The organism is Streptomyces sp. NPDC052773 (genome assembly GCF_044547145.1).
GTDB lineage: Bacteria > Actinomycetota > Actinomycetes > Streptomycetales > Streptomycetaceae > Streptomyces.
In genome coordinates, this window is record NZ_JBITZX010000011.1 from 145,916 (window position 1) to 158,103 (window position 12,188).

The 12,188-nt window shown below is 69.4% G+C and carries 7 protein-coding genes; all 7 read left to right on the top strand.

Going from position 1 to position 12,188, the window contains the following annotated elements; all coding sequences use genetic code 11:
• Positions 1 to 11: 11 nt before the first annotated feature.
• From ACIG0D_RS24165 to ACIG0D_RS24195, 7 genes are read left to right on the top strand one after another with little or no spacing between them, the layout of a single operon-like run.
• Positions 12 to 2,084 (top strand): AAA family ATPase, encoded by a 2,073-nt coding sequence (locus tag ACIG0D_RS24165; protein ID WP_399804447.1) that lies wholly within the window; start codon positions 12 to 14, stop codon positions 2,082 to 2,084.
• The gene (locus tag ACIG0D_RS24170; RefSeq protein ID WP_399804449.1) at positions 2,075 to 2,353 is read left to right on the top strand and encodes a hypothetical protein; all 279 of its coding nucleotides are present in this window, start codon (positions 2,075 to 2,077) and stop codon (positions 2,351 to 2,353) included. The genes ACIG0D_RS24165 and ACIG0D_RS24170 overlap by 10 nt, the downstream gene beginning before the upstream one ends.
• Complete coding sequence (locus ACIG0D_RS24175; RefSeq protein ID WP_399804451.1) at positions 2,350 to 9,231, top strand: DUF4157 domain-containing protein; 6,882 nt, start codon at positions 2,350 to 2,352, stop codon at positions 9,229 to 9,231. Before ACIG0D_RS24170 ends, ACIG0D_RS24175 begins: the two co-directional genes overlap by 4 nt.
• The gene (locus ACIG0D_RS24180) at positions 9,228 to 9,923 is read left to right on the top strand and encodes a hypothetical protein (RefSeq protein ID WP_399804454.1); all 696 of its coding nucleotides are present in this window, start codon (positions 9,228 to 9,230) and stop codon (positions 9,921 to 9,923) included. Before ACIG0D_RS24175 ends, ACIG0D_RS24180 begins: the two co-directional genes overlap by 4 nt.
• Complete coding sequence (locus ACIG0D_RS24185) at positions 9,920 to 10,654, top strand: hypothetical protein (RefSeq protein WP_399804457.1); 735 nt, start codon at positions 9,920 to 9,922, stop codon at positions 10,652 to 10,654. Before ACIG0D_RS24180 ends, ACIG0D_RS24185 begins: the two co-directional genes overlap by 4 nt.
• Positions 10,655 to 10,665: 11 nt before the next feature.
• Positions 10,666 to 11,043: a hypothetical protein gene (locus ACIG0D_RS24190; protein ID WP_399804460.1), complete on the top strand. Its 378-nt coding sequence runs from the start codon at positions 10,666 to 10,668 to the stop codon at positions 11,041 to 11,043.
• Positions 11,036 to 12,175 (top strand): hypothetical protein, encoded by a 1,140-nt coding sequence (locus ACIG0D_RS24195; RefSeq protein ID WP_399804463.1) that lies wholly within the window; start codon positions 11,036 to 11,038, stop codon positions 12,173 to 12,175. The genes ACIG0D_RS24190 and ACIG0D_RS24195 overlap by 8 nt, the downstream gene beginning before the upstream one ends.
• Positions 12,176 to 12,188: the final 13 nt, after the last annotated feature.

Here is a 12,188-nt window from a genome sequence, read left to right on the forward strand (position 1 = left end):
CAGGTGAGGACATGGGCACGACGGACAAGACCGGCACGGGGCACGGGAACGGGACCGATGCAGGGAATGTGACCGGTACGGGCGACGCTGCCGCGCTGAGCGCGGAGATCCGCCGCGTCCTGGCGCGCGTCGACGCGCACGCGGCCCGCGCCACCGGCCCGGGCACCTCCGCTGCGGCGGCCGGCGAGGACACGCCCGCGGCGGCCGACGAGGACACACCCGCGCCGTCCGACGAGGACACACCCGCGCCGTCCGAGGACCGGGCCGTGGCCGCCGTGCCGCCCCGCACGGGCCCGCTCGACGCGCTCGTCGCCTGCTTCGGCCTCACCTCCTTCGAACGGGACCTCGTCCTGCTCACCGCCGCACAGGAGCTGGAGCCGACGACCGCCGCCCGGTGCGCCGCCGCGAGCGGCGACCCGGAGCGGGCGTACCCCACCTTCTCGCTGGCCCTCGCCGCACTCGCCGAACCCCACTGGAGCGCGCTGACCCCGGTCGCGCCGCTGCGCCGCTGGCGGATCGTGGAACCCGCCGACGACACCTCCCTGACCACCGCCCGGCTCCGCCTCGACGAGCGCGTCTTGCACTTCCTCCTCGGCTCGCCCTACCTGGACGCCCGGCTGCACGGCCAGCTGCGCCGCGCCCCGGTCCCGGACCGGCTGCCACCGTCGTACGACCTCGCCGCGGACCGCATCACCACCGCCTGGACCACGGGCGCCCGCCCCGACACCCCGCCGCTGGTGGAGGTGACGGGCGGCGACCCGCGCAGCCGCGCCGACATCACCGCCGCGGCAGCTTCCCGCGCCGGAATCGGCCTCTACACCATGAACGCCGAGGACATCCCCGCCGACCCCGCCGAACGCGACCGGCTGGCCCGGCTGTGGCAGCGCGAGGCGATCCTGCTGCCCGCCGCGCTGCTGGTCGAGGCCGGCGAACTGGACCGGGACCAGCGGGCGGCGACCGAGGCGTTCCTGGCCGGGGCCGCCGTACCCGTCGTCGTGTCCGGGCCCGACCCGCTGGACGCCGAGCGCCCGCACGGCACCCGGGTGCCGGTGCCGCGCCTGGACGACGACGAGCAACTGGCCGTGTGGGCCGACGCGTTCACCGAGTTCGGCCTCGACGAGGGCGAACTGCGCTCGCTCGTCGCCCAGTTCCAGCTGCCGCCGCACGTCGTCCGCACCGCGGCCGACACCGTACGCCGCGACCTGCCCGGCGAGGACGAGCCGGACGCCGCGCGCCTCGCCTGGCGGGCGGGTCTGGAGGAGGCCCGCCTGGGGATGGACGCGCTGGGGCGCCGTATCGAACCGCAGGCCGGCTGGGACGACCTGGTGCTGCACGAGCGGCAGACCGCCGTGCTCCGGGAGATCGTCGCGCACGTACGGCAGCGGCCCACCGTCCACCAGGAGTGGGGGTTCGCCGGCACCCTGCGCCGCGGCCTCGGCGTCACCGCGCTGTTCGCGGGCGGCTCGGGGACGGGCAAGACGCTGGCCGCCGAGGTGATGGCGAGGGAACTCGGCCTGGACCTCTTCGTGATCGACCTCTCGCAGGTCGTCAGCAAGTACATCGGCGAGACCGAGAAGAACCTGCGCCGGGTCTTCGACGCCGCCGAACGCGGCGGCGCGCTGCTCCTCTTCGACGAGGCAGACGCCCTGTTCGGCAAGCGCAGCGAGGTCAAGGACAGCCACGACCGGTACGCCAACCTGGAAGTCAGCTACCTGCTGATGCGGATGGAGGCGTACCGCGGCCTCGCCATCCTCACCACCAACATGAAGAAGGCCCTCGACACCGCCTTCCTGCGCCGTATCCGCTTCGTCGTCGACTTCCCCTTCCCGGCGGAGCAGGAACGCGCCGAGATCTGGCGCCGCGTGCTGCCGTCGCGGGCGCCGGTGAAGGACCTCGACCCCGCCCTCCTCGCCCAGCTCACCGTGGCGGGCGGCTCGATCCGCAACATCGCCCTGTCCGGCGCGTTCCTCGCCGCCGAGGAGGGCGAGGCGTTGCAGATGCGGCACATGCTGGCCGCGGCCCGCACCGAGTACCTGAAGCTGGAGCGCTCCTTGACGCCGACGGAGGTCCGCGGATGGGTGTGACACCGCGCCAGATACGCGTGAACGTGGGTGAGCTGGCCCTCACCGGCTTCCGGGCCGACCCGGAACGGGTCTCGGCCGCGTTCGAGCGGGAGCTGACCCGGCTGGTCCGCGAGCACGGGGTGCCGCTCGCGGCGGACGGTGCCGTGACCATGGAGGCCCTGACCGGCCTCCCGCCGCTGCCCGCCGGACTCTCCGCGCGGCGGCTCGGCCAGGAACTGGCGCGCGCGGTGCACCGAGGACTCAGCGGCCACGGGGAGGTGACGCGGTGAGCTCCCAGACCCAGCAGGACCGCGCCGAGCAGTCCGCCGAAGAACGCCGCCGCAAACGCAAGGAGCGCGCCGCCAAGTCCCGTACCCCCGAACCGAAGAACATCGTCAGCGGCGCCGGCCAGCCCCTCGACCCCGGCGTCCGACGCGAACTGGAGGAACAGCTCGGCCACGACCTCAGCCGCGTACGCCTCCACACCGGCCGCGACGCCGGCCAACTCACCGAGCTCCTCGGCGCCGACGCGGTCGCCGTCGGCCAGGACGTCTTCTTCCGCGAGGGCACGTTCAAGCCCGGCACGGACGAGGGCCGCCGCCTGCTCGCCCACGAACTCCTGCACACGGTGCAGAACCCGCACGGCCTCGGCGCCCTGCGCGCCGGGCGCGAACTGGGCGCGGTGAGCCTGCCTCAGCAGGCGATCGAGCGGGAGGCGGAGGGCGCGGCGCAGGAACTGGTGCGCGAGCCCGGGCAGGACGCTCCGCGGGTGGAGGAGGGGCAGGGCACGCCTGGGTGGCTGCGGTACGCGACCGTCGACGCCGACCGCCGGCGCATGGAGCAGGTGGATCCGGCGACCCTGATCGACCGTCTCGCCAACGGCGTCCTGCGCTCCCTGCGCGGCGACCCGCAGGACCTGTCGGGGCGCGTGCGCCTGCAACTGGCGCGGATGGCGCCGCAGGTTCAGGAGAGTGTGCTGGACCGGTTGGAGGTCCGGCTCTTCACGTCCGAGGTCGACCGACTGTGGGAGCTGGTCGAGGAGGCGGAGCGAGGACCGCTGCCGCTGGTGGCGACCAGGGCACCCGAGCCGGTCCCCGACGCTGCCGAGGTCATCGAGCAGGAGCGTGCGCAGGAGGCGGCCGCCGCACGTGACGAGCGTAAGGCGCACGAGAAGGAGAGCGACGACCGGCGGCAGCGGGCGCAGCAGCGCAAGGACGCCGATCCTTCGGGCGACGGCGGCCCGGAGCGGGGTGGCTCGTCGGCGGCCGTGGGTGCGGCGAGGTCTCCTGCGGCTCAGGCCACGTCGGCGGGTTCCGGACCGTCGGCCGGGCAGGACAGGGAAGCTGCCGGTGCTCGACAGGAGGATCAGGCCCGGGCCGGGCAGCAGGACAAGGAGGCCGTCCGGCAGGCCGCGCAGAAGGACCAGGAGAGCACGGCACGCGGCCAGGAAGAAGACTCCCCGGAGCAGTCGGCAGAGCAGGCTGCGGACGCGGAGGGGCAGAGCACCGCGGGGGAGAGCGAGGAGGCCGCCGCCAACGAGAGCGGTGCCGAGCCAGGGGCCCTGGACACGAGCGGAGCGGAGCCCGGCGAGAAGGACCGCAAGGGCGGCGACCGCGACGAAGAGCGCCGCGTCGGGGATCCGGAGAACGAAGAGGACGCCGACGACGAGCCGTTGGGGCTTGAAGAGGAGCCGGAAGAGCAGGACGAGGACGACGCGCAGAGCGACGAAGCGTACGAAGCCGACGAGAACGACGAGCTGGAGACGCAGGGCGAGGAGGCGGACGGCGCCGACGCCGAAGGTTCCCTCTCCGAAGGCGATCTCGCCGGATCGGCCTCGCCTGTCGTGAAGACGCGGAACGAGAAGGACTCGTCCGGCGGTGGGCAGGACGGTGCTCCCGACGTCGTCGAATCCCCGGCCGACGAAGATGCGTCGGCCAAGGCCCTGAGGGAGACGGAGGCCGAGGCCGACGAATCCGGCGGGGGAGTGCGCTCCTCCGAGGAGGAGCGGGAGGCGGACGAACGGCTCGACCAGGACCTTCAGACCGACAAGTTCATCGAGCAGGAGATCGGTCCCGAGCCGGAAGAGAGGGCGGAGGAAAGGACTGCCGAGGGCCCGGACGAGAAGGGCTCGGACCCGGCCGACCCCCACGATGCCGAGCGGGAACGCGAACAGGCCTTGGAGCGCGAGGAGGACGCCGAGGCCAGGCGCCGGGACGAGGCGGCCCGCACCGCGACCGAGAGTACGGGCGGACAGGTGCCCGGGCCCGGTGGCGATACGGCCGCGCCGGGGCAGCTCTCGAAGGCCGACGAGGACGCGCGCAAGCAGGCGGCCAGCTCGTCTTCTGGTTCTGGGTCTTCGGCTTCGGAGCAGGGTTCGTCTTCCGGCTCGGCGTCGGGTTCGGGGGAAGGGAAGAGCGCAGAAGGCTCCTGGAGCAAGGACACGAACTCGTCCGGCGGGACCGGCGAGGTTTCCGCTACGCAAAGCCGTCAGGGTTCCGGCACCGCGTCCGCTGCGGAAACCGGCTCGGCGGCTGGATCGTCCTCCGGCTCCACGGCGGGCGCGGTCGCCGGCAAGGACGAGGGCAGGGCAGCGGGCAGCACGGTTTCGGGCGGGAGCGAGGCGTCCGAGTTCGGCACCGCGACGAAGGACGCCGTCCAAGTGGCGGACGTCAGCGAAGGGAAGGGACCCGCGACCATACCGGGCCCCCAAACCGGCCCGGAGCGTGTGTCGGCGCCAGGACACCCGGCCACGCCAAAGCTTTCACCGGGCACGGCGGCGGCCGGTCCCGGGGCCGCCGTGGTCGGGGGCAGGGGTGGTGCACCCAAGGCCGAGCCGTCCGCGAAACCGGAGCCGGGTAGCACTCCCGTACGGCCGAAGGCCAACGCCACGCCCAAGCAGCGGCAGGCGGCCAAGCAGGCGGCCAAGAACGTCCGGCGCGGCGGAGGCGGCGGGGGCGGCGGTCGTACGGCTCCCGCGCCCACACGAGGAGGTGGCGGCGGTCGCCGGTCGTCGGGGCCGGCGAAACCCAAGCAGGAAACGCCGGTTCCCGATGTCTCCAAGGGAACGCCGGAGGCGGGGCTGGCAACGGCGTCGAGGCTCAAGCCGTACCAGATGCTGGAGACCTTCAAAGGCGTCAACGGCGCAGTGAACAACTCCGTCGACAAGGAGCGTTCGGCGCTGCGCAAGGGGCCGCCGCAGATGGAGCGCCCCACCGGCTCGCCGAGGACGGTGTCGGGCGGTCCGAGGGTCGGCGCCCCGGGGACGTACACCAACGCCAAGGTGGCCCGCACCGACGCGGCCAAGGGCAAGACGGAGGAGATCACCGGCGAGCAGCGGCCGGAGGGACAGGCACCCGGCGCCGACGTACCCGAGCCGAGCTGGTGGGACATCCTGCTGACGATCGGCGGCGAGCTGCTCAAGAGGATCTTCCCGTTCGACGACCTGATCGACTCGATCATGGATATGCCGACGTCGGACGAGGGGATGAAGGGCAGCCGGGTGGGCAACGCCCCCGGGCTGCCGCTCCAGGACGACTCCGACCCGCAGCGCACGGACGAGCAGGGGCAGAAGCTCGACGAGCGGAAGAACGAGCTGCACCAGGCAGGCCGCGACGACGCCGCCCGGCCGATGGGCGAGGACCAGATCTACCCGGACGTCCAGCAGGAGACGCTCACCGGCAAGGTCGGTGGGGGCGGGAAACAGGCCGGGAAGAAGGGCGGTGGTGCACCGCGGGCCGGCGGCGGTGTACCGATCGAGTCCGCGTCCGCCGTCGCGGAGCACGACCGTGGCCCGCAGATCCAACGGGGCTTTGCCGATGGCCAGCAGAAGATGGGCCAGGAGCGCAGGAGCAAGGAAGAGAAGGCAAAGAACGACAAGGACAAGCACGACCAGGACCTGAAGCGCGAGATCGACGCCAACAGCAAGCAGCAGGCGGGCGCGCGTGAGCAGGGCCAGTCCGAGATCGCTGATTCCCGCGACAAGTGGCGCAAGGAGCAGGACGACAAGGTCGCGGAGATCGACGACAAGAAGGGCAAGAAGTACGACAAGGTCCGAAAGGACATCAAGGACAAGGACGAGGAGACCGACAAGCAGGTCGACAAGCGGACCGAAGACGACAACAAGAAGATCGACGACGAGCAGGCCGCTTCGGAGAAGGCCGCGGAGCAGAAACGGGAGGACAAGAAGAAGGAGGCCGAGAAGGGGGAGGGCGGGTTCCTCGACCAGCTCAAGCAGTGGTGGGAGGACCTCAAGAACGCCATCAAGGGCCTCTTCGAACGAGCGCGCAAGATCGTCACCGACCTCATCGACCGCTTCAAGAAAGAGGTCTTCGAGCTCATCGACACCGCGCGCAACTGGGTCGTCGAGCAGATCAACGACTTCGCCGACGCCCTGATTGCCTTCGGCGACGAACTGCTCGCCGACTACCCGGCGATGCGCGACAAGTGGCGCAACACCATCGACGGCGCGCGCGACTGGGCCGTCCAGAAGGTCAACGAGTTCGCCGACGCCCTCAAGGAGGTCGCCGGGAAGCTGCTCGACGGCCTGTGCGGCGCGCTGCTCGCCGGACTCGACGCGCTGGAGGGCGGCCTGTTGGCCGCTGTCGAGGTGGCGGAAAGCGTCACGGTCGCGGCGGTGGAGTTCGGGCAGGCGGTCGTCCAAGCGCTCGGTGACTGGGCCGCCATCTTCAACGACATTGTCTCCGATCCCGGTGACTGGATCAGCAAGGCGGGAGCCGCGGCCGACACGGGCGCCAGGGAACACCTCTTCGACGAGATCAAGAGTGCCGTCAAGGAGTGGTTCAACCAGAAGGTCCAGGAAATCATCGGAATTCCGATGGAGGACTTCCAGGCGCTGATCGAGGGCGGCGTCAGCGTGGAAGAGATGGGCAAGATGGCCTGGGACGAGGCCGTGCCCCAACTGCCCGTCATCATCGGCGTGATGGTCGTCGAAAAGGTCGTCGCCAAGCTCATCCCGGGTGCCGGATGGGCCATGGCCATCGTCGACGCCCTGAAGACCGCCTGGGGGGCGCTGAGCGAAATCCTGGCCGCCTTCGGCCTGTTCATCGACTTCTTGAAGGCCGTCAAGAGCGGCAACGCGGCGTTGCCCTTCGCGAAGGCGGTGGCGGCAGGTGTCGTCGCCCTGCTGGAACTCATCTACGAGTTCCTGATCGAAGGCGTCAGCCGGTTCATGGGCGGAGTGGCCACGAAGCTCGGCGACATGCTCAAGAACATCCGTGGAAAGAAGAAGGGGCCGGGCGGGCCCGACGCTCCCGGTCAGCCCGGAGCCCCCGGCCAGAACAACAATCCAGGCCAGAACAACCGGCCCGCACCCGACAAGTCCGGTCCGACGGCCGACAAACCCGGCCCCACGGACAAGCCCGGCCAGCGCGAGGCCCCCCGCAAGCCGACCCAGGACGAAACCTCCCGCCCGCAAACGGGTCCCCGACCGGGGAAGCGCTCCACCCCCGAAAGGAAGCCCAGGCCGGCGCAGCAGCCCAAGCCGAAGAAAAAGCGGGACGAACAGGAGCGCCGCGAGGAGGGGCGCGAGGTCAACGCGGCCCGACGCCGCCTGCGCGACGCCAAGCGCAAGCAGCGCCGCGACGACGACCAGGCCACGCAGGGCGGATCCCGCCGGGGGCCGGCTCGCGACACCCTCCGCCCGAAGAAGCGCGGCCCCGACGACAGGCGCCGACCGGGCGACAGGGCCCGGGAAAAGGACGGTAGTCGCAACCCCGACCTGATGAAGAAAAAGTCACGCCGTCGCCCCGAGTCCCGCACCGGCCGCAAGTTGCGCCGCGCCCGCCAGACCATCAAGTCGGCCCTGAACAGGGCCCGGCGCGCGGCTCGTCGGCTCTTCGGCAAGGGGCGCAAACTCACCCGCAAGCTCAATAACCGCGCCGCCCGCCTGCGGAACCAGTGGCGGCGGCAGCGGGACCGGATGCGGCGTGACCGGGAACGGCGGCGCGACAAGGCCAGGAGGGACCGGCAGAACGAGGATGTGCTCGAGCGGCCCACTGTGGAGTTCAGCGATGAAGCCCGCGAGACGCACACGTTGCGGTTCGACGGCGGTGGCCGGGACCAGGATCTCTATATACACAGCACACCCAAAGAGGTCCCCGCTTTCATCGCCGACTGGAAGGCGGACATCGAAGAGCAGGGTGAAACGCCCGAGAGGGCCGGGCAGTTGGAGCACATCAACCTGACCGAGAGATGGCACAGGGTAGCGGAAAGCCTGGACCGGCGGATCCCCAAGCGGACTCCCAAGGATAAGACCAAAGATTGGGCACCGGCCCGCAGGCGGCTTCGATCGGCCATGAAAGCAATAGCGGATCATGCAAAGAAGCGGCGTTTCTACGGCCTCCCCAAGTACCTCCCGCCGCAGAACTATGCAAATGCTCGGGCCGACCGCATCAAGGGGCGATTCATTCAGGAATCCACGAAGACGGTCTTCGGCGGCCCGGGCAAGATTGCAAGAGACGCGGATCCTGGCATGCCGCCAGGCTGGAGCTACATCGAGAGAAAAACGCTTGGTAAGGGTGCCGCCTGGGTGAAGATGCACCTTCTGCCTGAGCGAATCGGCGGCCTGGCCATGGGGAACAATCTAGTTCCCGCGCGCGGTCCCGAGACCAATGGAGAGTTCTACCGGGAAATCGAGGACCCTGCTTACAAGGATATCCCGAAAAAGCACAGGATCATCTGGTACGAAGCCAGCGCCGAGTTCGGCCACCCGCCTCACCCGGAGCCAGAATTTGCGGACTTCCCCAGCCGCATCAGTGCAGCATACGGTGGATACAAGAAAGTCAAAGGCACGGGAGAGGAGCATGATGACTGGGAGGAGCTGACCTCACCCATAGGCGCGAAGAGTGAGCCTGTAGAACCGCCTGGGGTGGATGAAGGGGGAATCCTCTCGATCAATAAAGCCGGGCATGACACCATCGAGAATCTGCTCAACGTCACACGCAGTCTCGCCGATCACCTTATCAAGGTACGCGACATGCATGGCGGTTTCGATGACGCCTCCGAGGTCAGTGATTACATGAACGAGTACAGGCAAACCCTGCGAGCCCACAACGCCATGCCCCTGGAGACGCTCACGGCCATGCTCAATGAACTCGCTGCCCTGGACGCCGCGGACAAGGTCAACTGGAAAAAGAAGGGGGCGGCGTGAACTTCAGTGACGGGTGCAGGTATCCATTTGAAGTGAGTAGCGCCAGGGCATTGCAGGAGATTAGCGACTGTTCCGCGCTCAGTGTTTCAGAGGTTCGATTCGGTAAGATATCCAGAACCCGCGAAGAGTCTTCCCGTGCTTTCCGAACCCTCGATGAGCTTTATGGCATACCTTTCAGCCCGAGGGTCAGGGAGTACTATTTTCGATTCAATGAGATCGAAACGTACTGGCGATCGTCGAACCCTGAACTGGAATTGGTCGGCGAAATCCATTTGACGCATCTGTCCCGGAGTGTCATAGAAAACCGCCTGCATCTCATCTGGGAGGGTGAGGGTGACCGGGAGCGTGAACTCCACAAAGAGCTGAAATTCTTCGACGACACCCCGCGCACCGGGTCCGGTCATATGGCATTGCTGCGTGTCCCGCCGGGCACCGCAGACCCCGAGATCTGGTTCTTTGACATGCGGCAGGGAGCCATGCCGATGGACCTGGACTACGGGTCCTACCTCGACACTCTGCTGATCACAAAAGGCACCATCGGCTGGCAGTACCTGTACTGCGACACAGGCCCGGGTGACCCAGGGTTCGCACCGGTTTCACGTGGGCTGAGGCAGATGTTGGACATCTTCCCGGGACTCTTTCCTGACTACGACTATTCGGACCTGCAAACTCGCTTGGAGGAACGGCTGTGACCCGCTACGCCGACATCCCCAAACCCATCCGCTCCGGAATAGTCGTAGTCAACCCCGACACCGGCACCCCCCAACGCGTCATCGTCCTCCAGTTCAACCCGGACACCCTGGAGCGCAGCGTCGCCCCCCAGTCCGCCGGGGACAGTGGCGACACCGGAGCCGGCGGCACCGGCAGCGGGGACCGGAACGAGGCGCTGCGGCTCAAGGGCCCCGCGCAGGAGACCTGGAAGTTCACGGCCGAGATCGACGCGACCGATCAGTTCGAGATCGTGGCGCCGGACGGAATCCACCCGCAGCTCGCCACGCTCGAAATGCTGGTGCAGCCGACCACCGCCCAACTGCGTGCCGCCTCGAAGCTGTCCCAGAAGGGCGCCATCGAGATCAGCCCGATCGAAATGCCGCTCACCCTCTTCACCTGGGGCAGCAAACGCGTCATGCCCGTCCGGCTCACCGAACTCTCCATCAACGAGTCGGCCTTCGACGTGAACCTCAACCCCATCCGCGCCTCCCTCAGCATCGGAATGAAGATCCTCACCGTGAGCGACCTGCCCGCAGGGCACCGCGGTGCCGACCTCTACCTAGCTCACCTCGCACAGAAGGAACGCCTCGCCGCAGCCGCCCGAGGCACCGGCATCGGATCGCTCGGGCTTGCCGGAGCCGCCGGAGCCGCCGGCTTCGTCACCGGAGCCGGAACCGGCACCGGCACCGGCACCGGAACCGGAAGGGGATGAGACACACCGCCATGGCCGACACCGAGCCGTACGAGTACGAGAGCGCCCTGGACGCCATACCGGGAGGGCATCCCTATCCCCGCACCAGCCGCTACCACGACGCCGAGATCGGCATCCACCGGATGGCCGACGGCACCGAAGTCCGGTACGCCAAGCGGCGCTTACTGCCTCCCCTCCCCGACGACCCGGAGGAGACGCAGGCCCACACCGTCGCGGCCGGCGAGCGCCCCGACCTGCTCGCGCAGCGGTATTTCGGCGACCCGGGACAGTGGTGGCGGATCGCCGACGCCAACCCCGTCCTCGACCCGGACGAGTTGACCAGCGAAGCCGGGCGGGCCATATGCGTCCCGCTCGCCGGCGGGTTCCCCCAGGGGGACCGGCGTGTTTGACGTGCCCGTGGGGCAGGGCCCCGTACATGTCACGCTCCTCATGGGGCCCAAGCTCGTGCGCCCCGTGCCCGCCGAAGTCACCGAGGCTCTGCTGTCCGCGCAGATCACGGCGACCGCGGGGGAGCGCAGCGGCTTCCAGCTCGCCTTCGATCTCACCAAGAACGGGCTCATCAACCGGCGGCTGCTCCCCGAGGGGTTCTTCGATCCCAAGACACGAGTGGTCGTCACCGTCACCGTCAAGGGCACCTCCGACGTGCTCTTCGACGGACTCGTCGTACGCCAGGAGGTCGGTGCCAGCAATCAGCCCGGCCACTCCACCCTCACCGTCACCGGCGAGGACCTGACCCTCCTGATGGATCTCGAGGAGCGCACCGCCCGGTATCCCAACCTCCCGCCCTGGGAGCGGGTGCTGTCCATCCTGCGCCGGTACTCCGACTACGGCATCCGCCCCGACGTGTACAAGGAGCAGATCGCCCAGCCGCCGCACCAGGACCTCCGCGTCCACTACCAGACGGGGACCGACCTCCAGTACGTCACCGACCTCGCCCGCGCCAACGGCTACACCTTCTACCTGGAGCCCGGCCCCACCCCGGGGCAGTCCTCCGCCCGCTGGGGACCCGAGGTGCGGGTCGGCATCCGCCAGCACGCCCTCAACGTCAACATGGACGCCCACTCCACCGTCGACCAGCTCACCTTCGCCTACGACGGGACAGCCCGCGAAGAGCCACAGGCACGCTGGCAGAACCCGAGGAACCGGCAGGCGTCGCTGCTTCCCCAGCCGTCGATCAGCCCACTGCGCCCGCCCCTCGGCAAGCGTCCCACCCCGGCCCTCAAGCGTCGCACCCTCTCCGGTACGGCGAAGCAGCAGCTCGCGCAGGCCGAGGCCGAACTCCTCGCCCGCGCCGCGGTCTCCGCCGACGTCGTCTCCGGCTCCGGCTCGCTCGACGTCAACCGGCACGGCTACATCCTCCAGCCCCGCCAGCTCGTCGGGGTCCGCGGCGCGGGACGGGCGTACGACGGCGACTACTACGTCAAGTCCGTCACCCACAACCTCCGCCCCGGCTCGTACCAGCAGAACTTCACCCTCTCCCGCGAAGGCCTCGAAGCGCGCAGCCCCTACGTCCGGCCCTGAGCGCCCGAGCACC

What these genes read in the sequence shown, in the direction of transcription:
- ACIG0D_RS24165 (WP_399804447.1), top strand. Translation starts at nt 12, where the DNA reads ATGGGCACGACGGACAAGACCGGCACGGGGCACGGGAACGGGACCGAT.
- ACIG0D_RS24170 (WP_399804449.1), top strand. Translation starts at nt 2,075, where the DNA reads ATGGGTGTGACACCGCGCCAGATACGCGTGAACGTGGGTGAGCTGGCC.
- ACIG0D_RS24190 (WP_399804460.1), top strand. Translation starts at nt 10,666, where the DNA reads ATGGCCGACACCGAGCCGTACGAGTACGAGAGCGCCCTGGACGCCATA.